Origin of the sequence: Bdellovibrio sp. HCB-110, assembly GCF_047323225.1 — a bacterium.
Lineage (GTDB): Bacteria > Bdellovibrionota > Bdellovibrionia > Bdellovibrionales > Bdellovibrionaceae > Bdellovibrio.
In genome coordinates, this window is record NZ_CP178750.1 from 2,992,591 (window position 1) to 3,017,210 (window position 24,620).

The window sequence follows — 24,620 nt, forward strand, 5'->3', positions numbered from 1 at the left end:
CCTTCGTTACTTTTGCGTAATGAAGTGAGCTTAAATGCATTGCAAAAAAACAATCTACCCGACTATGGATTTTCTAGAGGAAGGGTGAGGGAAAAGCGAGAAAACTTTGAAATAACACTCCTTCTTTGAATTCATTGACCGGACTTCAAAGGTTCGGTGCACTGAAGTTGCAAGGAGAAATCCCGCTATGTCACAGATCACGCCCTACCTTATCTTCAATGATGGCTTCTGCAAGAAGGCGATGAATTTTTATCAAGGTATCTTGGGCGGTGATCTGGAGATGATGACGTACTCCTCGTCCCCGGTAGATGTTCCTCCGGAATACAAAGAGCGAATTATTCACGGGATGATCACAGGGCCCTTTTCTTTGATGGCCTCCGATGGAATGCCCCACCACCAAGTTCAGCAAGGAAGCAACGTGCACATCAGTGTGAACTGTCGCAGCTTTGAAGAGATTGAAAGATTCTTTAAGGCCTTCAGTGAAAATGGAAAAGTGACGATGCCCCTGCAGGATACTTTCTGGGGCGCGCGCTTTGGCATGCTCGTCGACCAATTTGGTATTTGCTGGATGTTCAGTTTCCAAAAAGATTCTAAATAAAATTTTAGAAAATCCTCACACTCATTCTTATTAACTTCCGTTTGTTCATGGAACTTCGTAGAGCTTTATCCGAATAAGCTCGCATCTTCCCAAGCACTTGGTCCTATTTTTAATATTGCCGTAATGAATTTTTCCTTTCTGTAATTCTTTCTCCCGTAGTCTTTGTTCACGCACAAAGACCTATGGAGGAATAATGGCGATTAACGCAAAAGAAAATACATTATTCTCACGTTTCAGCACTGCGCTTCTAGTAACCACATTCTTAACCCTGGCCGCCTGTGGAGGAGATATAAACGGCGAAGCCACACTTCCCGACGATACGACTCAAGAAGAAATTGTAGATACTCCTGATACTCCCGCTGAAAAGTTACTCCCCGAACCGACAGACACTGAAACCCTCGCAGCTTCCCAGCACGAAACCATCTTAAAGAACTACGATTATGTCGACCCAAAGCACGTGGTTCCTTACAAAGCTCTTTCTGATGCTTTGGTTTACTTTCACCAACACAAATCAAGCTTTAAGAACACGGACTACATGTCTGTGATCAACTTCGGACAGAGCTCAAAAGAAAAACGTTTTTATATCATCAATATGAAAACAGGAAGTGTTTGGGCGATTCGCACAGCTCACGGAAAAGGATCTGATTCTAACCACGATGGTTACGCTGAAAAGTTCAGTAACGTGTCGGGTTCTAATGCCAGCTCCTTGGGTGTTTACAGAGCCGCTGAAACTTACTACGGTAAACATGGTCTTTCTTTGAAACTCGATGGTCTTTCATCGACGAACTCAAGAGCCCGTGCGCGTGCCGTTGTTATTCACGGAGCCTCTTATGTTCAAGAATCCAGCGTGATTCAAGGACGTAGTTGGGGTTGCCCGGCAGTCTCTATGGGAAATCGTGACGCTGTCGTAAAATATCTTAAAGGTGGAAGTATGATTTGGGCCGTGGTTGATAAGGGCGGCACTGAACGTCCCGACCATGCCGAAGTTCCACCGCCACAGACTGAAAATCCACCACCAGACCAGGGTAATTATAAAATGGAAGCGTTGGCCTGGGAAACTTCCAGCAAACCAGAGCGCAAAGCTTGGTCTCAGTACTTGATGAAATTGGTTTTGGAAGATTGGAATAGCTTGTTGAAAGGTGCTGATGACATGAGAGACTTCTGTCCCCGTTACAACTCACTGAACGACAACGAGCGTGCTAACGTGTGGGCTCAATTGTTCGTGGCGATGGCCCGATATGAAAGTGCTTACAGCCCAACATCGCGCATGCACGAAACGACAATGGGTACAGATCCTGTCACTAGAAAACCAGTGTATTCAGAAGGACTTCTTCAGTTGTCATACCAAGACATCACGGGTTGGAAGTTCTGTAAGTTTGATTGGAACAAAGATAAGTACCTCAGCCCAACAGATCCAAAGAAGACAATCCTAGATCCTTACATCAATCTTCATTGCGGTGTGGGTATCATGGCAAAACAAATTGCCAGAACGGGCAAAATCAAATTGAGCTCCGGTGCATACTGGGCCGTTATCAAGACAAATAGCAGATATCAAAAAATTAGCAGTATCACTTCCATGGTGAAGTCGCTCTCAATGTGTCAGTAACCCTCAACTGACCACCTGCCGAGTCATTTCCCCGATGGCTCGGCATTTTTTATTTCTGATCCCGCATAATGGTAAAGAGGCAGAGAAAAAATCACCGTCGCTCCCTGTCCTTTCCCCGCACTTTGCACAGAAATACTGCCTTTGTGAGCCTCTGCCAAATGCCGGGAGATCGCAAGGCCCAAACCCAAACCTCCATATTTGCGAGTGATGGAGTTATCTGCCTGTCTGAATGTTTCAAAAATATGCGGAAGAAACTGCGGTTCAATCCCCTCCCCCTGATCCCGCACACTCACTTGAATCGCAGGTCCTCGAGGCGCAATCTCGATAAAAACTTTTCCACCGGCATAAGAAAACTTAATCGCATTGGCCAGCAGGTTTCTAAGAATCTGCTTCAGTCTTTCCGGATCACCAAAAACGGTGGCATTTTCAAGCAAGCTTTTAAATTCAATTTCGACATTTTTCTTTTCAGCCTCTAGAAGAACCGTATTGACGGTCTCTCGTGCGATCTCAACGATATCGACTTCTTTTTTATTTACTTGAAGTTTGCCTGACAAAATCTGTGATGAATCGAGAAGGTCCGCGACAATTTTTGACTGGTGTCGTGCATTGCGCTCGATGGTTTCTAAGCCCAGCTTTTCTTCATCTTCCAAGGGATTCTCTAAGAGAATTTCTGCCCATCCTAAAATAGCATTCAACGGGGTTCGCAATTCATGGGACACGGTGGTTAAAAATTCGTCTTTAGTTTTGTTCGCAAGCTTGAGTTCTTCAATGCGACTTTCCAAGGTTTGATATAGATTTAAATTTTCCAAAGCGACCGATGTGGAGTTTGCCAGAGCCTGCAAAAGCTCCAATTGCTCTTCGGTGGGCACATGAAGGTCTTTCCAATAAGTTCCGATAGCACCGATGGGTGCTTCTTTGCGAATGGGTGTCATCGCCAAACTTTTCACGAATGTCGGAGCGTAAGCATCAATCGGAATGCGCGGGTCTTTGTAAATATCTTCAATGACCACGGCCTGTTTGTGCAGCATGGACCAGCCACTGATACAAGCGGACATGGGAAATCTTTGTCCTTTCCACAGCGGACTGATGGCATCTTCGTCAGCGTAAAAGCAGAAATCCCCATCCCGAAGAACGAACGTCGCACCATCTGCCTGCGCAATATCACGGGCGGCCTTTCTTACCAACAACATCACTTGTTCAAGAGTGCGTGCAGAAGAAAGATCTTGGATGACTTCGACTAATCTTTTCACGTTTCCTGAGTAAGACATGCCCTAATTATATCGAAGTGTATTTAGAAATCCTACCCCAGAACAATCAACGGATGTCAAAATGCATGGACTAAGAAACGCTTCTAAAGCTTTTCTTAGAGCGAATCCACAGACGAATAGGTGAAAGTTCTTTTTCGGTGATGCCTACAAATTGGGTTTGAATTTTATAGGACGTTTCAATTCCCTGCACTTCGTCACAAGAATCAATGCGCAGAGGAATTTTTGGAATCCCGATCTCATCAAAGAGGGGCGTGTTTAAACGCAAAATCTTCCCTAAAGGCATAGGTACATTGGAGACAATGCTTAATCCCAATTCAGAGACAGCGGTCACTTCGGTTTTAATCTCCCAGTCCCCTTTGAACTGCACGACCGCAGATGCGAAGGGCAACGATTCTGCCGGCTTCGAAGTCAGCACATTGCGAATCTTCGCAATTAAAAGCTCGGGATCGATGGGTTTTACAATGTAATCCGTTGCTCCGGAATCAATCCCTTTTTCCACGTCACTGCGCTCGCGCTTTCCCGTTAAAAGAATCACGGGAACTTTCGCCAATAAAGGTTGACGACGAATTGTTCGGGTTAAGGAGTATCCATCACTGCCACCTGGCATAATGGCATCCGTTATAACCAGATCAAAACTTTCTCCGGCCAGAGCGCGCATGGCATCGACCGCATTCGTGCATGCGGTGACTTGATGTCCTTCTTTGGTCAGCAGAGCTTCAAGAGTGAGAAGAACACTCTTTTGATCGTCAACGATCAGAATTTTTGACATGTTCTCCCCCCTTTCCGAAAGCCTCTTTTTAGGCCGCTTCCTTTTTTACTGTATACTGTCTCAGTTCACTCATGCTTTTTTCAAACTGAACTTCGATTTGCGCAATAAAGAATGAAGCGCCTGTGATCTCTGTCAGTTCTTCCAAAGCTTCACACAACTCCGCAAGTTTTTTTGCTCCTAAAGTCGCGCTGCTGGATTTCAAAGCGTGGGCGGCTTCAGTCACCCCTCGTAGATCTAAATTATTCAGAGCTTGGCGCATGGACTCAATCAAATCCGGTGCCGACTGTTCTAAGTCTTCAATGAGGGCTTCGACAAGATTTTGATCATTGACGACATAGCTTTGCAACTGGGCCAAAGCCGTCACATCCAAATCCCTCGTATCGGAAACTGTGTCAGAAGTGGGCTTTAACCATTTATGAAGTATTTCCATAAGATGATTAAGTTCCAACGGCTTCGCTAAGAAATCATTCATTCCCGCTTCGTGGTAGACACGCTTATCCCCGTGACCGGACTCTGCTGTCAAAGCGATAATCGGAGTATTTCGTCCAGAGCGCTCTTCTTCTTTACGGATTCTTCGTGTCGCTTCAAAGCCATCAAGCACTGGCATCTGGCAATCCATTAAAATCATATCGTAGTGACGAGTCAGACATTTTTCAAAAGCCACAAGACCATTGTTGGCAATTTCAACGTGCAAACCCAGTTTGCGCAAATAACTTTGCGCCACTCTTTGATTGACGATCTGATCTTCAACTAACAATACCGAGCCCGTGAACATCGGAGCAAAGCGAGTTTCATTGGTGCGAGGAACATCCTGCGCCTGGGCGATAGGAAGATTCACTGTAAACCAGAAATTCGCCCCCAGGCCCACGACACTTTCAACGCCAATCTCGCCGCTCATTAAATCAACAAGCTGTTTTGAGATCGAAAGACCCAGGCCCGTCCCACCGAACTTCATCCCTGTTTTGGTTTGGAAGTATTTTTGGAATAAAGAGCGTCGCTCGTCTTCCTTCAAGCCAGGGCCCGTGTCCTTGACTTCAAACTTAAGCTGGCATTGTCCATTTTTATCCGTGACCTTTGAAACCTCCAAACTGACGAAACCTTTTTCCGTGAACTTCACGGCATTCCCCAAAAGGTTCACCAGAATCTGGCGCAAGCGACCTTGATCGCCGACAAAATACCAGGACGCCGCATCTTCAAAGATCACTTTCAGTCCCACATTTTTTTCAGCCACCGCAGGACGGAAAATCTCTGTCACATCGTGAATCAAAAACTGCAAATCAAAAGGCTGAGGATCTAAAGAGATTTTTCCAGCTTCGATTTTGGAATAATCCAAAATGTCGTTGATCAGCATTAAAAGGGATTCCGCAGAACGCTTCACCGTTCCTACGTATTCGGATTGCTCTTCGTTCAAAGCCGTGTCCGCTAGCAATGTCGTCATACCAATCACGCCGTTCATCGGTGTGCGAATTTCATGGCTCATCGCCGCTAAGAAATCTGATTTTTTCAACGATGCTTCCAACGCCGCCTCACGGGCTCTTTGCCATTCTTGTTCAACCATCTTGCGACGGCTGATATCTTTGAAGACCACCAAGGCCCCGGAAATACTGCCATCAATGTCATTGAGTGAACGACTGCTAACACTGATGTACACACCTTCAGGATGAGTTTCATTTTGCACAAAAATTTCCAAGTCATCGACTTGTTCACCTAGGAGGGCTCGTTGAAAGGGCAACTGATTTTTGCTGTAGTACTCGCCGGTCGCCACATTGATAAAACCAAGGTCAGCGACGCTGGACTCGGCCGCGACCTCTTTAATCTTCGTGCCGATGATCCTTTGCGCGGCCGCGTTGTAGTGAGTGAAATAGCCGTTTTTATCAATGACGATAAGGGCTTCACTCATGCTGTTCAAAATGGTATCGAGCAAAATAGAACGGCTCTGCAAAGATTGAGACTTCTGAGTTTGTTTTTTAAGATCCTGACGTTGCCACAAACGGCTTAGTAAAATCAAAGCCCCGAGCGCCACCAAAAGGGAAGTTAAAAATTCCCAGCGCAAATAAAAAGGCGACTGATTTTGCGTGATCGTCAAAGTCTGGTTGATCGCATCCGTAACAGAAGCACTCGCGGGTACTCTCGTCGGTGTTGCTCCTTTTTGTCTTTGCACTAGGTTCGCATTCACCGCCTCAAAGTGGCTGTGCAAAACTTTATTGAGACTCGCCACTTGTTTTTGCAAGTATGGATTCGTCCCTACGATTTTCGTCAAGCGCCCCATATTGTAGTTTAATAACAAAACTTGCTGATTGTATTCATGAAGATCTTTCTCACCGCGGGACTTCATAAACGCTCTTTCAGAGCTTTCTGCACGAACCACAATGTCTTTGATTTTTGTCACCGTAGATAAGGCCTCGTCAGAGAGTTCGGCTTGAGAATTTATTTGCGTGAGCTTTCCAGGATGTTGATAGAAGTAAACGCCAAGTCCGACCATAACAATCAGACACAGCTCAACGCCAAAACGGGCAATAATTCTCTTGAAAAAAGATGCTGAATCCATAAGCATCTTTTCGGCTTTTTCACTCTGTAATTTGAAGGATATTTCGGGAACCTAGACCATTGTCTTTGCGTGACTGACTACTTGTTCGGCAATTTCTGACCAATATTCCCTAAGAGGCTCCCTCAGACGGCCATCGCGGAGCTTTTCATGCATAAAACAAAGGATTGTGCTCCCATTCTTACGAGGAACCAGGAACATCTGCACTGTGGTGGATCTGTCCCAGTCTCCCTCTTGCCAAGTAAAACGAATGCGGCGATTGGCAAGCATCGTACGGATTTCGCCAAAGACTCCCGCATCAGTTTCGTAGGGATGCTTGATTTGCAGTTTGAACTTCGACATCGGACGAAGCCACATAGCAATTCCTTCCGGAGACGCCATGAACTTCCAAAGTTTTTTATGATCAATGTGAATGGTGCGCGTCACAGTGATGGAGTAGTCGCCCTTAAGGCTTCTCCCCGGCATTCTTTTTCCAGTGGCGACTTCATATCCAATGGCAATCCACTGACGTTTCCAACCTTGGACTTTTCCTTTTTTTCCAAGATGGGCTACAGTCTCTTGAAAAGTCCAGTGTTTTGCACCGGCTTTATTAAGAAACTCGATCCACTGATCCCACGTCTTCCCTGTCGTCTCTTTGAGAGTTTCGGTTCTGATATTCGCCAGTTTTTCAATTTTCTGATCCGCTAGCTTTTCTTTTTTCTTCGCCATTTTTAACCTAATCCCACCTTAGCCGCCTCCAAAAATTTTAAAGCAGCCAGCGAGAAAACGGAACTCTTTCGTTTGATAAACTTCATATCAAACTCAAATTTTTCCTGAGGGAAAACGTCGGCTAAAAGTCCCTTTTTTAAATCTTCCTTGATTAAAAATTCCGGCAAGATAGAAACACCCATCCCGCGTAAAACCATTTCGCGATGAGAAGTCAGGTTGTTGCTGGAAATGGTGATCTTAGCATCGGGATAATCTTTACGAAGTTTCTCTAAAGTTGGAAACCTGCGCGTGGAGGTGTCATCGACCTCACGGGAACCAATGAAAGACTGCAAAACTTCCTTTTTACGGCGGCAGTCTTTTTTTACCACCAAGTGATAGCGGAATTTAATCCTTTCAAAAATTTCTAACTTATCTGGAAGATCCGGAATATGAAAGAAGACACCGAACTCGATCTCTCCTTTTTGCATTCGCTCAAACATCATCGAAGATGGTCCCGAAAAAATACTGGGATAAACTTGCGGATGGGTTTGTAAATACCCATCCAAAATTGCCGGAATAAAGTGACTGGCAATCGGTTCAGAGGCCGCGAGCACCAAAGGACCTTTCACCTCACCGCTGATTTTCCCCAAAGAGGATTCTAGTGCTTCGACTTCACCAAAAATTCTTTTACAGCTTTCAAAGACTTCCAATCCTTGTCGGGTGAGCTGAACATTGCGCCCGACTTTTTCAAAGAGCTTAAGCCCCAAGCTGTCCTCAAGCTGGCCCACCATCCGACTGATCGCCGGCTGCTGGATGCGTAAGACCTCGGAAGCCTTAGTGAATCCCTGTTCTTTGGCGACTACGTAAAAGTATTGAAGATGGAGCAAGTTCATATATATGCCTTTTTAGCATGGATAATATTTAAATTATATATTTTTTATTTATATCAAAAAACGCTACAAAGCTTGAAAAAGGAGATCTCAATGAAAAAGTTATTAGCATTAATGCTGCTTGGTTCTTTAGCTATGTTTCAACAAGCTCATGCCTCTGGTTGCGGTGGCCCCGAATACTATTTGGAAACTTCCAAGGTCTTGCAAAGCCTTCCCTTTGCCGAAGCCATCGAAAATTACGAGATCGGCCTCTTTACTTCTAAAGACAGGAGAAGTCAGCGTCTTGAGTTGCATTTTTTTAGTAAGAAAATGAGTGTACCTGGCAGCCCCCATTTTAATTGGCACATGGCGACTCCCGAAGGAGGTCTTCCTGCTTACGTCACATTCCAAGAACTAGAAAACCTTTTACAGCAATCGACGGTGGAGATTGTTGAAGACAAATACATTATCGATTGTGGTGTCGCCGACAAGGACACGGAAAATAATTTTAGAATTCGTTTGAACTACAACGGTCAGTCTTTGGTGCTTCGAACAAATTACGCTCCCGAAGCTGCGCCCTGGTAATTTTACTCCGCGAGCTTTCGGAATTCTTCCTGGTCGCTTTTGGGATAATACTTTTGATAGATTTTATCAAACTCCGCATCAAGTTTGTACTTGCGGCGGAGTTCTTCAGTTTTCTCTACGACGGTTTTTCCAAACTCCGTTTTTTCGCAGGATACGCGGGGCTCTAACAATTCCAATCCATCCTTGACGAAATAGAAGATAAATTCGCTATTGTAATTGGCTTCAAAAGGATAACCGACGTAAACATCTAAACGGCGCAAGGCCAGCAAGGTTTTGAGTTCGCGATCGACCGTCAATCCCTTGCGCTCCGTCACACCGGCCCCTTGACGTTTTTCCAAACTTTTATTGATCTTATTGCCATAAAAACGTTGCGAAACAACGCCGACATTCATGCTTTTATCTTTAAGCAAGGCATCCAAATCCAAAAGTTTTGGTTTTACTAAAAACTTTTTTATCTTCTCATTGTCTTTGCGAGCGATGACTCCGGCGGGATAGCCCTTCATGAGCGGCGTTCCGAAAACCATGAACTTCTCACGCTCGGGATTTTTGAGAGCCAAAAGAGTGCACGATTTCTGATGTCTCACCATATGATCCATAATTCGTGGAAACGAAGCTTCGACAACTTGGTGCGTGTATTCGGGCATCTTGCTGATCAACTGGCGGTGCATTTCGACCAAATATCCCGGAGGATTCTCTTTTAAACGAACGGCCATGGGAAAATCAAAGAAGAGCCAATAAATTGTTGCGTTCGACTCTTTATCTTTAGCGATTCCTTGAGATCCAAGAAGGAAGAGAACCATGAAAAGAAGAAGAGGTTTGCGATTCATCAAGTGCCTTTTATTCCCACGCTCACAAGATGTGGCTTTAAAACCTTGACGACATCTTGGGGGCTTAAAGAAATCAGATAACCTCTTTTGCCGCCATTTATAAAAATAGTTTCGCAGTTGAGAATGGACTTCTCCATATACACGGGCATCTTCTTTCTTGTTCCAAAAGGTGATGTTCCGCCCACTTGATAGCCGGAATGACGGTCGGCCACCTCAGGCTTACAAGGAGACACCGTTTTAACACCGATGTCTCGGGCCAACTGCTTGGTAGAAACTTGCAAATCTCCATGCATTAAAACAATCAAAGGAGATTTATCGTCAGTTTCCATCACCAGAGTTTTGATAACAATATGTTCGGAAACACCCAGCTCCCGCGAAGACACGGCAGTGCCGCCCTTTTCTTCATAAGGGTAAAGGTGACTTGTGAAGTGAACACCCTCTTTTTGCAACTCTCGCACAGCCAGAGTCATGGGAAATTTGTCTTTTTCACTCATTTCAGAACTCTCATCCGAAACAAGTTTAGCACTGGGCTGGCGTGTGAGCAATTAATTGCTTTTAGGAGAGCGCGGTCCTGAGCACAAAAATGGAAGAAGATCTGCCGTGGGTTCGATTCTTCCTTTAACTCCAAAGAGTTGAGCCGCGTGATTCAGAACCTCGCTTGAATCCGTTTTTCCTACAGGAAAAATTTCCGTTCCCTGACGATACGTCGGAGTATATCCCACACCAACGATCTTTGCTTTTTGCGCACCCTCTTTGGAAAGACCTAAATACGCCACGGCTCCAGTTTGTTTTGGCAACCCGTCTTGGCCTGCCACGAAATTTCCCAATGAATAAACGATAAAAGTCTCTCGGCCATCTTTGGTGATGTGCTTTTGCCAAGGCTGCAAAACATGGGGATGAGAGCCGATCACGGCGGTCGCTCCGGCCTCTAAGTACTTTTTAGCGAACGTTTTTTGTTGGGCTTCTGGAATATGTTTATACTCCACTCCCCAATGCGGCATCACAATCAAGGCATCTACCTCCGAACGTGCAGAGACTTCTTGGATGAGGCCCAGGATTCTTTCGGGATTTTTGTAACACATAAGAACTTGCTCGTTAGGGTCTGGCATTCCATTGGTCATCTCTGTGCATCCAACAAAGGCGACCTTCATGTTTTTAACAGGAATAATTTTATAAAAGACACCGTTGCGCTCTTGCGATGAGCGAGTTCCCACCGTGGGAAGACCAATGTCTTCGGCGGCCGCCAAAGTTTTATCAATGCCGATGGATCTGCGGTCCAGAGAGTGATTATTTGCCGTTGTCAGCAGATCATAACCAGAGTTCTTTAAGTCAGATAAAATCCGTGGATGATAATTGAAAACAAAATTAGTTCCAGAATAGACATCGTTGTCATAGACAAAACCGATATCCCCGCGGTCCCGTCCGCGACGATCAATCCCCAAGGCCGCTGGTCCTTCTAAATTTCCTACGGAAAAGTCGGCTTTTTTTATCAAGCCATCTGTGCGATTCCAAATTTGTGAAAAATTCTGAGTTCCCGCCACCACAGCGCGATAAAGAGCTTGATGAACAAGGATGTCACCCACAAAGGAGAGAGTAACCAACTCGTTGCGGGTATCGCACGTCGTGGAATAGGCTAAATCAGGAGCTACACTTGGCAACGGTGCTGGTGTTACCACTTGTTCTTGAGAAAATGCCGATCCCGCCAGCAAAAATAGAGATAAAAAAAGTTTTGTTTTCATGAGCCCATTCTTTAAAAAGGAGTCTGGGAATACAACATACGAAAACGTAATTGACTCATGTCAAAGTGCAGGGAATGATCGCTTCCATGAAAGCTGCACTTCTTTTTATCATTTTGAATGTCTTTGGGATCGCCGCTGTGGCAGCGCCTTTTAAGGCTCACCACCTTCATCTTCCAGACTTGGAATCACCCTCAGCGAATTATCCCGAAAAACTCAAATCGCCATTTATAATTTTTAATGAAAAGGCCGAAGCCTGGCAGACTGTTCTGCAAGTGGGTCCTCGCAATTTGCAGTGGCTGGCCCTGCTCAATGCACATCGTGCGCCCGCTGATAAAATTGAACTTACAACTCCAGGAACATCCAAAGGCATTCCGATTGAAACACCCATGCGTTACAACGACCCTATTCTCAATGAACGTTGGAACCTGATTGAAAAAGATCTTCCAGCAGAATTGAAATCCGTTCTTTTAAGTTCTGACCCTTTGCCGACGACGTTGAACGTTCCGGTCGATACTTACAAACAGTGGGCGAAAAAAATTGATGCTCTTTATTCGACGGCTCTTCGTTGGCGTGGAATGAAAAATTATATTTCTTATTATCGTGAACTGAAAGTCTATGATTTCCGTGGCCTCCATTTCCTTGCTAAAATGGGTGATGCCGACGCCAAAAAAGAGTTGGAGCAAATCGCAACACTTCCGGCTGCCCGCCAAGAAGAACTTAAGCAATGGGTCTTCGGTGTTTGCTCGAATGCTCTTGAAGCGATGGAGCCTTGCCTTGAGCAGCTTAAAGAGAGTCTTGCGAAGAACGCCCTCTTTGATCTTTATCAAACACATAAAACTCGAGCCGCAGCCCTTTATGATTCGTTCTTTGTTGTGCAAGTACCCCGCTCCGACATCACAACAACGGGAACTTCTTTGACGATGAACTTTCGCTCCGACGCCGATGATAAAATCAATCAATTCGTCAAAATCAATGTGGAAGACGAATTCAAGTGGCTTCAGGGATTTTTAAAAATTGTGACGGCTCCGTTTGCTGCCGCCAATATCGCTTTCAAGCCGGGAGTGGTCGCCCACGTCGACAGTGTCGGAGGAAATAATATCGTGATGAATTCCGAGATTTCCTTGGATAGTTGGGACTCCCAATGGACTCTTCGTCACGAGTTTGGCCATGTGCTTGGCTTCCCTGACTGCTATATTGAGTTTTGGGATGATAGCGAAGCAGCTTATATCAGTTATCAGTTCGATGTTGATAATCTGATGTGCAGCCGCGCCGGTCGTTTCAACTCGCGAAATGAACAGGAAATGAAAAAAGCCTACGGCATTCACTAAACTTTCACAGTGAAAATGGCTGACAATGCGGGCAATTGTCTCTAAATTGCCCTTGTATGTTTATTGATATTTCCCCTCTTAAAAAATACCGCGACTTCCGACTTCTGTTCTTTGGCCAGATGATTTCTTTCTTGGGAAGCATGGTGAGTTACGTTGCCATTCCCTATCAAGTCTATGAGCTTACAAAAAACAATTGGCTGGTGGGAATGCTGGGTTTGGTGCAACTTCTGCCCGTTTTGATTTTTGGGATTCTTGGCGGAACTTTTGCCGATCGTCTGAATCGTCGCAAACTTCTTCTGATCTCGGAATTTTTGATGAGCCTTTTAATCTTAGGACTCACACTCAATGCCTGGAGTGACAAACCTTCTGTGCCCTTGATCTTTATCTTGGTGGCTCTGTTTCAATCTGTCCTGGGATTTCATCGCCCGGCCATGGATGCGTTGACACAGAAACTTGTCGATAAAAAAGATTATGCCGCGATCGGCGCCCTCGGAAGCTTTCGTTATTCCGCAGGAGCCATCATTGGCCCGGCATTAGGTGGCGTGCTTATCGCAAGCTTTGGAATCAAAGGGGCTTACTTCTTTGACTTTATCAGTTTTGTCGCAGCCTTCGTGGCGCTCTTTATGATGTCGTCCATGCCCAATCCGGAAAAGAAAGAGCACTCCCCTTGGATTGATGCAAAAGAAGGACTTCGCTACGCTCTTTCAAAACCTGAACTCATCGGCACTTACTTGATTGATATTGTCGCGATGGTCTTTGCCTTTCCAGTGGCGCTCTTCCCCTCTATGTCAGAACAATGGGGTGGAGCTTCTGCCGCAGGAATTTTATTTTCAGCGATGGCCATTGGTTCATTGTTCATGACACTCTTTAGTGGCTGGACACAGAAAGTTTCTCGTCACGGGAAAGCTGTTGTTGTCGCGGCAGCCTTATGGGCCGTATTTATTATTGGTGTTGGTTATGCTCAGCATTTATGGGTCGCCGTTTTATTCTTAGCGCTTGCCGGAGCTGCCGACATGATGAGCGGTCTTTTCAGAGGAATCATTTGGAATGAAACTGTTCCCAATGAATTGCGCGGACGTCTTTCTGGCATTGAGATGATTTCTTATATGTCGGGACCACTTTTAGGAAATGCCCGTGCCGGTTGGATGGCGGCGAAAGTTTCCGTCCCTTTTAGTATCAGTGTGGGTGGCGTGATTTGCGCTATCGCTGTTGTGATTACGGCGTTTTGTCTGCCAAAGTTTTGGCGCTATCATGGACACGCTTCGCGTACTTCATAAAAAGATTTTCTTCACCGAGAACTTCAAGAAGCTTCTTTTCTGCCTTGGCTGGGTTTATGCTTTGTGAACTCAGCCACAGTTCCTCAAAAATATTCTGAGTCGCCGCCATATTCAAAGACGGAAAACTGGAATCCTGAACTTCACCATAGCCCACGATAAAAAGATAATTCCACAAAGGCTTCATCGCGCGATTGTAATGACTTTCCATCATGCGCCCCTGCCACCCTAAGTTTTCTTTGATGACTTTGGTGGACTGCGGAGAATCCAACAAGAAACTCTCCAGAGCTTCCTGTGAAGAACGAGGCAGGTGAATTTGTTCCTGAGAAGTACCCAGATACGCCAAAAGATTTATGAAAACGTCCTTTGAGAAAAAAGTCGCGCGTCCACGAAACCATTTTGCATAAACGACCTCTTCACTGCGCGAGAGTTCTTCACGCATCACCCACATTTCGCCGACGCGATTGTCTCCATCAGAATCCCATTCCCAACGCATTTTTGTGCGGGGATACAGTTCGGACCATAAGCTTGCGGGTTCTTTGCGATTCTCCAACGGGTACACCAAAAGACAGCCTCTTTTGTTGATCGCCTGAATCATCTTTTGTTTTTTCTGTTTAGAACTCATAGTAAGAAGATTCTAACTCTGTTTGCAGAGGAGTGCCAGCTTCAAGCCAGGCCTTTAACAGATTATATTGTCTTTCAGTCAGAGGCGGCCCTCCTAAAGGCATGCGCTTTTGAACAATGGCTGCTTGATAAATGCGGTCGGCATTGTTTTTCACTTCGTCATACGTATCAACTCCGAGATTGCCGTTAACACGGCCTTCGCCCCGATGATGACACTGATAACAACGTACGGAAAAGACCTCGGTCGTGACATTTGCAAAATGCAAATCAGGATCGGGAGTAGGTTTGGCGCCATCTCCATTCCCATCTCCACTCGAATAGCTGCTCCCTGTGGCTCCACAGGCAACCACTATTGAAAAAAGAACAGAACAAAAAATAGAGCTGAATAGGCGCATGGATCAAGTTTCAAATATCTGAAAATGCAGTCAACGTGTACTTGTGCACTGGACGGAAGTAAAATCAGTCTTCATCTTCCGATTCGAATTTAAGATCTAAGAAATCCAATAAAGAAGCATCAGCAGACTTTGGCAGCTCAGGAGCGACGCGATTTAAAATTCGACGCTGACGAGCCATCACATAAATGGAAGGGCGATCAATGCGGAATCTTCGCGGGTTCGGCAAAACCGCCGCGATCAAAGAGGCCTGATGGGGGTTCAGATTTTTAGCGCTCTTTTTAAAGAATTTCTGAGACGCCGCTTCAACTCCATAAACACCGGGGCCTAATTCGATGACGTTCAAATAAACTTCCATGATGCGCTCTTTAGGCCAGACAAATTCAATGAGCACTGTGAAATACGCCTCAAAACCTTTGCGCACCCAATCGCGATACGGCCACAAGAAAACATTCTTCGCGGTCTGTTGGCTGATCGTGCTCGCCCCTTTTTTTCTTTTGTGGGTCTTATTAAACTTCATCGCTTTTTGAATGGCTTCGTAGTCAAAACCATTGTGTTCAAAAAAACGATAGTCTTCAGCTTTGAGAACCGCTCTTTGTATCGAGGGAGAAATATCCTCCAAAGGAACCCAGTCTTTTTCAATCCCGACAAACTTGTCTGCGCCCAAGGACTCCACGGAACGGATGAGCATCAGTGGCGTCAAAGGTACTGGAACAAAGCGATAAAGCAAAACAAATCCCAAGCTGCTCACAAAGAAGAGCAACACGGCTTGCAATATCAACTTTCGAATCAGCGCCCAACGATTTTTCATTTTTTATAGTAGACCCGGTTGTACGATCTCAATCCAATATTGATCTGGATCTTTGATAAAGGCGATGTTTTTCATTCCGCCCTCACGTAATTTCTTCTGAAAATTTACGCCGAGCTTTTCAAATCGCGCGCACGCTTCCTGAATATTCGGGACTGAAATGCAGATGTGACCAAAACCACGGGGCTCGGTATTGCCGTTATGATACGGAGTTGCCTCTTGAGATTCTGTTCCCCAGTTGTGGGTCAATTCCAAAACGGCTTCACGGCCAAAAGTGTATTTCGCGTTACCATCGTTCGCGGTAGGTACGGACGTTCCTTCCGGTACATAGGCTAAGAAGTACAGAGAAAACTTCCACTCCGCAAAATCAAGTTTACGGACCAATTTCATTCCAAGAACGCGGGAGTAGAAGTCCAAAGAGGCTTTCGGGTCCTTGATTCGCAACATGGTGTGGTTAAAAACGTACTTCTGTGTCTCCGCATCCGGCGACAAACAAAGCCCTGGAACCTCTGACATATTTTTCTCCGTTTCGAGTCCTAGGAATAACACATTTTGGACCACAGTACCAAGAATGGATTTGCGAGAATAACTAGAGATTTATTGAGTCCCCGCCCTAAGACCTTTAAACTCTTTCCTATGAATAAGTTCTCGTGGAAGCCCTGGATATTGCAAACATTTCTCCTTGCCATCACTTACTATATTACAGGGAAGTTGGGCCTTCTTTGGGCAACACCGCCGGGATATGCCTCCCCGATTTGGCCACCGACGGGACTCGGAATCGCGGCTCTGTTGCTCTTTGGAATCAATCGTTGGCCTGGAATTTTCGTTGGCGCTTTCCTCGTCAACTACACCACGGCTCCGGCCGAAGTTGCTACCTGGACGGCTTTGGGAATTGCTATCGGCAATACCTCAAGCCTGATCTTTGCAAGCCTTCTTATAAAAAAAGGTTTGGATTATCCAAAGACCTTTTACCGAGAGAAAGATTTTCTTCTTTATCTTCTTATCGCAGGCCCCTTCGCCGGATTTATCAGTTCCACTGTGGGTGTTTCGACTCTCTACTTCACTGAGCTCATTCATTCCGGCAATTTTTCGATGAATTGGCTGCATTGGTTTATTGGAGATGCCACGGGTGGCATCATCTTCGCACCTCTGGCTTTAATTTTCTCGATAAAGTCCCGACGCTTTTGGATGAAATCAGTGAAGACGGTTCTGCTTCCTCTTTTCATTTTCTTTAGCATCGTGGTCGGTGCCATTCACTATTTGAATAAAGTGGAAAAGGACAAAGTCATTTCAGAATTTACAAAAAAATCTGAAATGATTTTGAATCTTGTCGAAAAAGACATCGTGGCCTACCAGGGGATCCTCGTCACCCTGCAAAGTTTTTATTTAAATTCCCAGGAAGTGACCAGCAAGGAATTTAAGGACTTCACCCGCGCCTTGAATGCCAACCATCCTGAGATTCAAACGCTGGGCTGGATTCCCTCTCACTCTGCCAACGAAAATATATTCTCTGTTCAATTTGTAGAGCCTCTAGAGGGCAATGAAGACCTTTTAAACTCCGACCTCGGCGCAAATCCTGTTCTAAGAGATCTTCTGCAAAGAGCTTCTAAAGAAAAGAAAGTTATCAGCTACGCCCCGGTGTTACTGGAAGATTTCCATCACGACGCTGAAAACTCCTTTTGGTTTTTAGCGATAGGCACTGATAAAGGTGTTTTATTTGAAATTGTCCATCTTAACAAAATTCTCACGACACTCACGGAGTTTCTAAACGATCCCAGTTACCGTGTCCAAATCAAGGACATGAGTGAGGAGTCTCCTCTTCTCATTGTGGATTCCATAGACCGAGCAGATAAGACAGCTAAAAAGTTTTACAACAAAGCCTTAACGTGGACAGCACCATTGGATGTCGGTGACCGTCTTTGGCAAATTTCTCTTTTTCAAGATCCTTCGTTGCGTGTCGGATTGACCTTCAGTACCAGTATCTTTCTTTTTGCTACGTTGCTTTTTACGTTTTTAATTTGTTCTTTGCTCTTAGCGATTGCCAACAGCTTTGTGACCGTGCAGGAGATCGTCAATCAAAAGACTTTGCATCTGCGCGAACTCAACCTGCAACTTGAAAGAGCCTCTAAGACAAAATCGGATTTCCTAGCAAACATGAGTCATGAAATTCGTACACCTTTAAATGTGCTCTTGGGTATGGCCGATCTTTTGGAAGAGTCGCCTTTGGATAAAGAACAAAGACACTACGTCGACATCTCCAAAAAAGCAGGTCAGAATCTTCTTAATATCGTCAATGACATCTTGGATATCTCGAAGATTGAAGCTGGCCTCGTGTCCCTGGAGAAAACAGACGTGGATCTTGAGGAACTTGCCACTGAAGTTCATGAAATGTTCTCTTTGAAAGCTCTCGAAAAAGGATTGCAGCTTACTTTGAATATCAGTGATGACGTTCGTAACGTTTATCAAGGAGATCCCACACGCATCCGTCAGATCCTTTCAAACCTGGTCGCAAATGCCGTCAAGTTCACAGAAAAAGGTCACATAGATATTTTAATCACTCCCAATCCACATCTTCAACGTCCCGGGAATATTTTATTTCAGGTGAAAGATACGGGTATTGGCATTCCTTCCGACAAACTCGCGCATCTCTTTAAACCATTTACGCAAGCGGACTCAACAATCACGCGTAAATTTGGCGGAACGGGATTGGGGTTATCTATATGTAAACGACTCACAGAAATGATGAATGGCGATATTCAGGTACAAAGCCAGGTTCACCAAGGAAGCACATTTAGTTTTACCTTGGATCTGCCCGTCATAAGAAAAGCTGATAAGTCACATAAGAAAAAGTCGGAGGAGTTAAACACTCATTCAATAAATTACGATGGAGTTCCTTTGCGCATTCTGGTGGCAGATGACACCGAAGACAATCGCACGTTAATAAAAGCTTTTTTAAAAGACACTCCTCACACAGTTCTTGAGGCCGAAAATGGTGTCAAAGCGTTCGAAATTTTCAAAGAGGGTCATCTTGACCTCATCTTAATGGATATGCAGATGCCCACAATGGATGGTTTCACTGCGACACTAGAAATTCGTCAGTGGGAAAAATCCACGAACAAAGTGCCAGTGCAAATTTGGGCTTTGACTGCTTATGCTCTTAAGAACGAGATTGCGCACAGCTTTGACGTCGGTTGCAATTTGCATCTTGTAAAACCACTGAAGAGATCGGACCTTTTGCACCACCTCCATGAAATGATTCGCGCGCGTCAAAATAAATAAAAGCGGAGCCATCCTGCCCCCAAAATATCCTGGCCCACCCCTTGCTATAGGGCTTAGCAGGTGATGAAAGTCACCAGCTCTTCGGGGGAAGAGGAAATTGAAGGGGGAATATTATGTGGCGAGGCTTCGCTCCACTTGCTGGTCTTTTATTATTTGTTCTGGCTCAACATTCACAAGCACAAACACCTCCTGGTGTAAGAATTCAAAGTCTTCAAGCTGTGGGCACAGGTTGCCCGGTGGGATCGTACAACGGAAACATTTCTCCTGACGGTCAAACATTCTCTCTTCTTTTAGATAATTTTTCTGCGGCATCCACAATGCAAAATCCGATTGTTCGTTTGAACTGCGAATTGAAAGTGAATTTCTTTGTTCCGCGCGGTTGGACATTCGCCGTTTTGTCAGCTGACTACCGCGGTTTTGCTTATGCAGAACCTGGCACTGTCGCTGTTCATCAGGCCCTTTATTCTTTTGATGGAAGCAAACCTCGCAACGAAAGACCTGGCTACCAAAACGGCGGCACTTACAACTTCCGTTTGCAAGAGTTCCGTGGTCCTTACAACGACAACTACTACATCCGTCACGATATTGATCCCCGTGTCGCACCTTGGGCTCCTTGCAGCAACCAAGAAAATCAAACGCTCTTCCTAACAACTTATTTGATGGCAAGAAATCTGAATTTGTCTTCACTGGTTCAAGCACAAATCACCTTGGACAGTATTGATGGCCAAGTGCAGTCGCAAAGATACACACTCGCATGGAAACAATGCGCACCGTCTGGCGGTGGCTCTCGTCCTCCGATTCAGGAGCCGGGAAATCCTCGTCCGACACCTCCACCAAATCCAGGAAGACCTCCGCGTTTTCCAGGTGGCCGCTAAATATCCAAACTTGAAATTAGAAAATAAATTTAACTAAAAACGTTTTAATAAAAAACCAAAAGGGGGAACCATGAAATCTAAAATGCTCTTAACACTAGTTGGAGTTATGTCGGTTATTAGTTTGAAGGCGCAAGCTCAAGTCAGCTTAGGACAGCCAGCTTACGGTGGTACTGGATGTCCTGCGGGATCTGCCAGTGTGACTTTGAGCCCAGACAACACGGCTCTGAGTATTCTCTTTGACAGCTATGTTGCTGAGGCTGGAAACGGACGCCGCGTCGACCGTAAGTCTTGCAACATCTCTGTTCCAGTGCAAGTGCCACAAGGCTATAGCGTGTCTGTATTCCAAGTGGATTACCGTGGCTTCAACTCTGTTCCTCGTGGCGGACAAGCACGCTTTGATGCAGAGTACTTCTGGGCCGGAGCTCGTGGTCCTCGTATTTCTAGAACTTTCGTAGGCCCTTACAACGATGTCTACACTGTATCTGACGGTCTTATCGCAAGTGCTATGGTGTGGTCTCCATGCGGGGCTAGCGTGAACCTTCGCGTGAACACTTCCATGATGGCTCAAACAAATGCTCGCCAAGAACAAACTCTAGCGACTGTGGATAGCGCGGATATCACTTCAGGCGTCATCTACCATCTCCAATGGAGACGTTGCAGATAGTTTGACTTAAAGCGCAGGCTTATTGCGGCAAAAGTAGATGTTTTCCATCCAAAAATGCGATAACATCTACTTTTGCATATTAACAGGAGCCCTGCCGATGACACAACAATCAGCACACCACTCAAAAGCCCTTCAAGTTCGCCAAGCCCTCTGGGCTCTTCAAAAAGAAGTTCTTAATTCACTCAAAGAAGAATTTGATCGCGAAGTCGGTTATCAAGCAGCTCCCACGGAATGGTTTCAAGTCTTAATGACAGCTGAAAGATACATGTGGTTGCGTGAACTCACTTCCCTTATGGCTGATATTGATATTCTGACAGAGCTTGAATTTATCACAGACCAACATGCCGGAACTGCGCGTGCTGAAATCGAAAATCTTTTATTTGATCAAGATTCTCCAGAACCTTCCGTTTTTTCAAAACAGTACCGCGATCTTTTAATGACAGGGACAGCTCTTTTGCCACTGCACTCGCAATTGCGTGCTACTTTGCAGCACTTGCCAAAATCAGAACTGAACAAAGAACAAACTTCGGCTGAAAGAAAAAGCTGGCACGAAGAACACCGCCATCAAGCTCGCAAGAAACGCAACTAAAGTTCCGTTCTAAAAAACATATCCCGCCACTTCCTCCGCGAGAGTAGTCTTTAAGCTAAGATCTCAAGGAGGAATCCATGTTTAAAAAACAATTCCTGACCTCTCTGCTTGTCGGCGGAAGCCTTGTGGCCTTCACTGTTTATTTTTCGCTAGTTCCTTGAGGTATATCCTTCGTTCTTTAGCCTTTGACACAGAGAACTTGTTTTAGAACTGCCACGACTTCCACAAGATCACTTTGATTTTCCATCACCTTATCAATGTCTTTGTATGCCGATGGAATCTCATCCAACACACCGAAGTCCTTACGGCACTCCACGCCTTGGGTTTGATTGATTAGATCTTCCACGGTGAAACGGCGTTTCGCTTCGGAACGCGACATCTTTCTTCCGGCTCCATGAGCGCAAGAGTTAAACGATTCAGGATTGCCTTTACCTCGGATAATATAAGAGCGTGCTCCCATCGAACCAGGGATAATTCCCATATCACCACGCTGAGCACGCACGGCTCCTTTGCGTGTCACTAAAACATTTTCACCATAGTGAACTTCGCGAGTGGCATAATTGTGATGGCAATTTACTTTCATTGAGAATGGCACTGGCGCACCTTTCATACCCACATGCCATGAAATCGCATCGAGAATGCGACGAAGCATCTCTTCACGGTTTTCAAGAGCATAACTTTGGGCCCATTCTAGATCGCGCATATAATTATCATATTCAGGCGTTTGTTCGACATAGTAAGCAAGGTCTGGATCAGGAAGTTGTACGGCCAATCTGGCCAAATCACTTTTCGCGTGACGAATGTGTTGCTCTGCCAAACTTTTTCCAACGTGACGAGAGCCTGAGTGCAACATCACCCACACGGAACCATCCGCGTCTGTGCAAATTTCAATAAAGTGATTTCCACCGCCCAAAGTTCCTAATTGCAACGAAGCTCTTTCATTCAAACGCAACAACGAAACATTTTCAGGAAGATCCTTCCAACCGTGCCATGCTGCGACCGAGTTGGTGATTTTACGATTGGATTCCGTTCCCACAGGAATAGATCTTTCGATAGAGTGTCTTAAGCGATCCAAGTCATGAAGAACGCGATCGGGTTCAATATTCAGGCGAGCTGCAATCATACCGCAGCCAATATCTACGCCCACAGCTGCAGGAATCACAGCACCTTTTGTCGCAATCACACTTCCGACTGTGGCTCCAATTCCAAGATGAACATCAGGCATTGCAGCAATGTGTTTAAATACAAAAGGCAAAGAAGCGACGTTTTTGAGTTGCTGAAGAGCCTGAGATTCAACCTCCGCTTCAGGAGCCCAAATCTTAACGGGAACATGAGATGAATTAATGTTTGTCAGTACTGGCATAGTCGTAACTCTCTTTAACAGTGTTTTCTATGCTAATATTAACACATGACCCGGTTTCTGTTATTCGCATTTTTGACGATGTTTGCACAACTGACTCTGGCGCAAAATTCTTCTTTAAGAATTTTAACAGAGAACTGGCCTCCTATGTCCTTTGAAAAGTCAGGCACTCCCCAAGGAATGGCCGTTGAACTTGCAGAACTTTTGCAAAAACGCATGGGGGCGATAGATAAGATCGAAGTTGTTCCTTGGCCCAGGGCCTATCATCTCGTGACAACTCAGCCTAACGTTCTTCTTTTTACGATGATAAAAACTCCGGAACGCCAACGTCTTGTGACACTCTTAGGTCCTATTGCCAATGGAGAGATCGCCCTTTTCGCACGACGCTCATTTCCTGATGACCCTCGCGATCTTCAGAAAAATTACAGCATCGGTGTGCATCGTGGAACTGCATTTCAAAAAACTTTAGAAGAACGCGGCTTCAAAAAAATTGTCGCAGTCAATTCTCCCGTGAACAATATCAAGATGCTCATGGCGGGCCGAATTGATTTTGTCTGCGATGATGTTTTGGTGATCAAAGAACTTCTGAATCAAGCGGGATATCCGAACGATGCTTACAAAAAAATCCGGCCTCTTTATCACAGCTCTCTGTACTTTGCTTTCTCTAAAGGAACAGATCCAAAGGTGATGAATGCTTGGAAAAATGCTTTGGAAGAAGTCAAAAAAAGTGGCGAGTTCAAAACTCTGCATAAAAAATGGTTTGGCGATCATCCCGCTCCTTCAGAGGTGACTCTGCTCAGTCCTCCGGGAGCTTTTCAGGCGGTATTGCCAGCGACGAAATCTCCCGAGGAATTTATTTCTAATATCGTCACCTCCGGCATATATTAAACCTTATGAGTTTACGTGATCATCTTCAGGAAGTTCTCAAAATAAATCCTGTTCCGTCACCTTGGCCGCGCATGTTTGTATGCGCGTTTGCCACGGCCTTTCCTCTTGTGATCGGTGTATGGACTCATCAACTTCCGATTTCCATCTTTGGAGCTCTGGTCGGATTTCTTTTGGTTCTCAATGATCATTTGGGAACTTTAGGCCACCGCTTGTGGGTGATCACACTGACATTTCTATTTTTACTGGGCGGACTTGTGATTGGTGTGATGACGGCCTCACACAAACCTCTTTTGATTCCGATTTTGTTGGCGCTGACTTATTGGATGGGACTGATGGGAGGAAAGGGTGCGGAACTGGAGCGCGCCATTTTGTTTGGAACTTTTCAAGTTCTCGCCGGAGCCTACTCACTTGCTATTGAGAAATATCTCAAAGAAGCCTTGGCTTACGCTTTTCTAGGTTATATCTGTGTTGTGGTTTTTCTTTCGGTCTTAGTTTTCTTAAGACGTCACAAACCCAATCCTTTTACGCGCCTGCGTGCGACTTTGAAAGATTCATTGACGACAGAGAGAAACCGTCACCTTTATGCTTTTAGCTACAGTCTTTCTGTTTTTATCGCTTTGATTATTGTTGATTACTTCAAAGTGGATCACGGTTATTGGGCCGTGGGTACGGTCCTAATCATCATGAGACCCGATGCCAAACAAAGTATTTACCGGAGCGTGCAAAGATTTTTTGGCACCTTGATCGGAGTCCTCGTTGCTGAAGCACTGATCCTGACGATTCATTCACCATGGCTTGCGATCTTAGCTTTAACTCTGATTAGTTTCTGGGGACCTTGGGCTTTAAGCCGCAGTTATTGGTTGGGCTCTGCTGTTGTGGTCGTGATGCTGCTGTTGATTTTAGATATGCCAAGCATTGAACACGGTGACATGCGCACGCCCTTGCTACGCCTGCAAGCCACCGGTTTGGGATGTCTTTTAAGTCTTCTGGGAGTCATCATTGCAAACCCACAGTTCCTTTGGAAAGACAGCCCTCCTAAAGAGTGA

At 45.3% G+C, this 24,620-nt stretch carries 24 protein-coding genes; 11 read left to right on the forward strand and 13 right to left on the reverse strand.

Annotation, left to right across the window (positions count from 1 at the left end; all coding sequences use genetic code 11):
* Nucleotides 1–187: 187 nt before the first annotated feature.
* Nucleotides 188–598 (forward strand): VOC family protein, encoded by a 411-nt coding sequence (locus ACL934_RS14220; RefSeq protein WP_374074500.1) that lies wholly within the window; start codon nt 188–190, stop codon nt 596–598.
* A gap of 193 nt (nt 599–791) precedes the next feature.
* Nucleotides 792–2,204 (forward strand): murein L,D-transpeptidase catalytic domain family protein, encoded by a 1,413-nt coding sequence (locus ACL934_RS14225; protein ID WP_374074502.1) that lies wholly within the window; start codon nt 792–794, stop codon nt 2,202–2,204.
* A gap of 23 nt (nt 2,205–2,227) precedes the next feature.
* Here the strand turns inward: ACL934_RS14225 and ACL934_RS14230 are convergent, their stop codons facing one another.
* The 5 genes from ACL934_RS14230 to ACL934_RS14250 all read right to left on the reverse strand — a co-directional run bounded on the left by ACL934_RS14230 (nt 2,228) and on the right by ACL934_RS14250 (nt 8,366).
* Nucleotides 2,228–3,454 carry an ATP-binding protein gene (locus ACL934_RS14230; RefSeq protein ID WP_374074504.1) on the reverse strand — a complete coding sequence of 409 codons (1,227 nt, stop codon included), beginning with the start codon at nt 3,452–3,454 and terminating at the stop codon, nt 2,228–2,230.
* An 88-nt stretch (nt 3,455–3,542) separates the two neighbouring features.
* Complete coding sequence (locus tag ACL934_RS14235) at nt 3,543–4,241, reverse strand: response regulator transcription factor (RefSeq protein WP_374074506.1); 699 nt, start codon at nt 4,239–4,241, stop codon at nt 3,543–3,545.
* 28 nt (nt 4,242–4,269) lie between these two features.
* On the reverse strand, nt 4,270–6,789 hold the full coding sequence (locus ACL934_RS14240; protein ID WP_374074507.1) for an ATP-binding protein: 2,520 nt from the start codon (nt 6,787–6,789) through the stop codon (nt 4,270–4,272).
* A gap of 51 nt (nt 6,790–6,840) precedes the next feature.
* Nucleotides 6,841–7,494 (reverse strand): SRPBCC family protein, encoded by a 654-nt coding sequence (locus tag ACL934_RS14245; protein ID WP_374074509.1) that lies wholly within the window; start codon nt 7,492–7,494, stop codon nt 6,841–6,843.
* A gap of 2 nt (nt 7,495–7,496) precedes the next feature.
* Nucleotides 7,497–8,366 (reverse strand): LysR family transcriptional regulator, encoded by an 870-nt coding sequence (locus ACL934_RS14250; protein ID WP_374074511.1) that lies wholly within the window; start codon nt 8,364–8,366, stop codon nt 7,497–7,499.
* Between the two features lie 90 nt (nt 8,367–8,456).
* On the opposite strand from ACL934_RS14250, the gene ACL934_RS14255 reads away from it, so the two are divergent.
* A complete protein-coding gene (locus ACL934_RS14255) occupies nt 8,457–8,927 on the forward strand; it encodes a hypothetical protein (RefSeq protein ID WP_374074513.1) in 471 nt (156 codons plus the stop codon).
* 2 nt (nt 8,928–8,929) lie between these two features.
* Here the strand turns inward: ACL934_RS14255 and ACL934_RS14260 are convergent, their stop codons facing one another.
* From ACL934_RS14260 to ACL934_RS14270, 3 genes are read right to left on the reverse strand one after another with little or no spacing between them, the layout of a single operon-like run.
* Nucleotides 8,930–9,754, reverse strand: a complete 825-nt coding sequence (locus ACL934_RS14260; RefSeq protein ID WP_374074515.1) for a hypothetical protein — start codon at nt 9,752–9,754, stop codon at nt 8,930–8,932.
* On the reverse strand, nt 9,754–10,248 hold the full coding sequence (gene ybaK, locus ACL934_RS14265) for a Cys-tRNA(Pro) deacylase (RefSeq protein ID WP_374074516.1): 495 nt from the start codon (nt 10,246–10,248) through the stop codon (nt 9,754–9,756). The genes ACL934_RS14260 and ybaK overlap by 1 nt, the downstream gene beginning before the upstream one ends.
* 51 nt (nt 10,249–10,299) lie before the next feature.
* Nucleotides 10,300–11,493 (reverse strand): CapA family protein, encoded by a 1,194-nt coding sequence (locus ACL934_RS14270; RefSeq protein WP_374074518.1) that lies wholly within the window; start codon nt 11,491–11,493, stop codon nt 10,300–10,302.
* Between the two features lie 86 nt (nt 11,494–11,579).
* Between ACL934_RS14270 and ACL934_RS14275 the strand changes: the two genes are divergently transcribed.
* Nucleotides 11,580–12,821, forward strand: a complete 1,242-nt coding sequence (locus ACL934_RS14275) for a hypothetical protein (RefSeq protein ID WP_374074520.1) — start codon at nt 11,580–11,582, stop codon at nt 12,819–12,821.
* A 56-nt stretch (nt 12,822–12,877) separates the two neighbouring features.
* Entirely contained in the window at nt 12,878–14,098 is a 1,221-nt protein-coding gene (locus tag ACL934_RS14280) for an MFS transporter (RefSeq protein ID WP_374074521.1), read from the forward strand.
* Here ACL934_RS14280 and ACL934_RS14285 read toward each other — a convergent pair.
* The 4 genes from ACL934_RS14285 to gloA all read right to left on the reverse strand — a co-directional run bounded on the left by ACL934_RS14285 (nt 14,037) and on the right by gloA (nt 16,435).
* Entirely contained in the window at nt 14,037–14,720 is a 684-nt protein-coding gene (locus ACL934_RS14285) for a hypothetical protein (RefSeq protein WP_374074522.1), read from the reverse strand. The genes ACL934_RS14280 and ACL934_RS14285 overlap by 62 nt on opposite strands.
* Nucleotides 14,710–15,114, reverse strand: a complete 405-nt coding sequence (locus tag ACL934_RS14290; protein ID WP_374074524.1) for a hypothetical protein — start codon at nt 15,112–15,114, stop codon at nt 14,710–14,712. Before ACL934_RS14290 ends, ACL934_RS14285 begins: the two co-directional genes overlap by 11 nt.
* Before the next feature lie 64 nt (nt 15,115–15,178).
* Nucleotides 15,179–15,922 carry a monofunctional biosynthetic peptidoglycan transglycosylase gene (gene mtgA, locus ACL934_RS14295; RefSeq protein ID WP_374074526.1) on the reverse strand — a complete coding sequence of 248 codons (744 nt, stop codon included), beginning with the start codon at nt 15,920–15,922 and terminating at the stop codon, nt 15,179–15,181.
* 3 nt (nt 15,923–15,925) lie between these two features.
* Nucleotides 15,926–16,435 (reverse strand): lactoylglutathione lyase, encoded by a 510-nt coding sequence (gloA, locus tag ACL934_RS14300; protein ID WP_374074527.1) that lies wholly within the window; start codon nt 16,433–16,435, stop codon nt 15,926–15,928.
* 150 nt (nt 16,436–16,585) lie between these two features.
* Between gloA and ACL934_RS14305 the strand changes: the two genes are divergently transcribed.
* The 4 genes from ACL934_RS14305 to ACL934_RS14320 all read left to right on the forward strand — a co-directional run bounded on the left by ACL934_RS14305 (nt 16,586) and on the right by ACL934_RS14320 (nt 21,326).
* Entirely contained in the window at nt 16,586–19,198 is a 2,613-nt protein-coding gene (locus ACL934_RS14305) for an ATP-binding protein (RefSeq protein WP_374074529.1), read from the forward strand.
* Between the two features lie 113 nt (nt 19,199–19,311).
* Nucleotides 19,312–20,073 (forward strand): DUF4360 domain-containing protein, encoded by a 762-nt coding sequence (locus ACL934_RS14310; RefSeq protein WP_374074531.1) that lies wholly within the window; start codon nt 19,312–19,314, stop codon nt 20,071–20,073.
* 70 nt (nt 20,074–20,143) lie between these two features.
* Nucleotides 20,144–20,737, forward strand: a complete 594-nt coding sequence (locus tag ACL934_RS14315) for a DUF4360 domain-containing protein (RefSeq protein WP_374074533.1) — start codon at nt 20,144–20,146, stop codon at nt 20,735–20,737.
* Nucleotides 20,738–20,834: 97 nt separating this feature from the next.
* Nucleotides 20,835–21,326, forward strand: a complete 492-nt coding sequence (locus ACL934_RS14320; protein WP_374074535.1) for a hypothetical protein — start codon at nt 20,835–20,837, stop codon at nt 21,324–21,326.
* Between the two features lie 178 nt (nt 21,327–21,504).
* Here the strand turns inward: ACL934_RS14320 and ACL934_RS14325 are convergent, their stop codons facing one another.
* Nucleotides 21,505–22,689 carry an RtcB family protein gene (locus ACL934_RS14325; RefSeq protein WP_374074537.1) on the reverse strand — a complete coding sequence of 395 codons (1,185 nt, stop codon included), beginning with the start codon at nt 22,687–22,689 and terminating at the stop codon, nt 21,505–21,507.
* 45 nt (nt 22,690–22,734) lie between these two features.
* Between ACL934_RS14325 and ACL934_RS14330 the strand changes: the two genes are divergently transcribed.
* Both ACL934_RS14330 and ACL934_RS14335 read left to right on the forward strand, forming a co-directional pair.
* Nucleotides 22,735–23,574, forward strand: coding sequence for a substrate-binding periplasmic protein (locus ACL934_RS14330; protein ID WP_374074539.1), 840 nt, complete (start codon nt 22,735–22,737; stop codon nt 23,572–23,574).
* A 5-nt stretch (nt 23,575–23,579) separates the two neighbouring features.
* On the forward strand, nt 23,580–24,620 hold the full coding sequence (locus ACL934_RS14335; RefSeq protein ID WP_374074541.1) for an FUSC family protein: 1,041 nt from the start codon (nt 23,580–23,582) through the stop codon (nt 24,618–24,620).

Coding starts and splice junctions, on each gene's coding strand:
- ACL934_RS14220 (WP_374074500.1), top strand. CDS start 188: ATGTCACAGATCACGCCCTACCTTATCTTCAATGATGGCTTCTGCAAG.
- ACL934_RS14225 (WP_374074502.1), top strand. CDS start 792: ATGGCGATTAACGCAAAAGAAAATACATTATTCTCACGTTTCAGCACT.
- ACL934_RS14235 (WP_374074506.1), bottom strand. CDS start 4,241: ATGTCAAAAATTCTGATCGTTGACGATCAAAAGAGTGTTCTTCTCACT.
- ACL934_RS14240 (WP_374074507.1), bottom strand. CDS start 6,789: ATGGATTCAGCATCTTTTTTCAAGAGAATTATTGCCCGTTTTGGCGTT.
- ACL934_RS14245 (WP_374074509.1), bottom strand. CDS start 7,494: ATGGCGAAGAAAAAAGAAAAGCTAGCGGATCAGAAAATTGAAAAACTG.
- ACL934_RS14250 (WP_374074511.1), bottom strand. CDS start 8,366: ATGAACTTGCTCCATCTTCAATACTTTTACGTAGTCGCCAAAGAACAG.
- ACL934_RS14255 (WP_374074513.1), top strand. CDS start 8,457: ATGAAAAAGTTATTAGCATTAATGCTGCTTGGTTCTTTAGCTATGTTT.
- ACL934_RS14260 (WP_374074515.1), bottom strand. CDS start 9,754: ATGAATCGCAAACCTCTTCTTCTTTTCATGGTTCTCTTCCTTCTTGGA.
- ybaK (WP_374074516.1), bottom strand. CDS start 10,248: ATGAGTGAAAAAGACAAATTTCCCATGACTCTGGCTGTGCGAGAGTTG.
- ACL934_RS14270 (WP_374074518.1), bottom strand. CDS start 11,493: ATGAAAACAAAACTTTTTTTATCTCTATTTTTGCTGGCGGGATCGGCA.
- ACL934_RS14275 (WP_374074520.1), top strand. CDS start 11,580: ATGAAAGCTGCACTTCTTTTTATCATTTTGAATGTCTTTGGGATCGCC.
- ACL934_RS14280 (WP_374074521.1), top strand. CDS start 12,878: ATGTTTATTGATATTTCCCCTCTTAAAAAATACCGCGACTTCCGACTT.
- ACL934_RS14285 (WP_374074522.1), bottom strand. CDS start 14,720: ATGAGTTCTAAACAGAAAAAACAAAAGATGATTCAGGCGATCAACAAA.
- ACL934_RS14290 (WP_374074524.1), bottom strand. CDS start 15,114: ATGCGCCTATTCAGCTCTATTTTTTGTTCTGTTCTTTTTTCAATAGTG.
- mtgA (WP_374074526.1), bottom strand. CDS start 15,922: ATGAAAAATCGTTGGGCGCTGATTCGAAAGTTGATATTGCAAGCCGTG.
- gloA (WP_374074527.1), bottom strand. CDS start 16,435: ATGTCAGAGGTTCCAGGGCTTTGTTTGTCGCCGGATGCGGAGACACAG.
- ACL934_RS14310 (WP_374074531.1), top strand. CDS start 19,312: ATGTGGCGAGGCTTCGCTCCACTTGCTGGTCTTTTATTATTTGTTCTG.
- ACL934_RS14315 (WP_374074533.1), top strand. CDS start 20,144: ATGAAATCTAAAATGCTCTTAACACTAGTTGGAGTTATGTCGGTTATT.
- ACL934_RS14320 (WP_374074535.1), top strand. CDS start 20,835: ATGACACAACAATCAGCACACCACTCAAAAGCCCTTCAAGTTCGCCAA.
- ACL934_RS14325 (WP_374074537.1), bottom strand. CDS start 22,689: ATGCCAGTACTGACAAACATTAATTCATCTCATGTTCCCGTTAAGATT.
- ACL934_RS14330 (WP_374074539.1), top strand. CDS start 22,735: ATGACCCGGTTTCTGTTATTCGCATTTTTGACGATGTTTGCACAACTG.
- ACL934_RS14335 (WP_374074541.1), top strand. CDS start 23,580: ATGAGTTTACGTGATCATCTTCAGGAAGTTCTCAAAATAAATCCTGTT.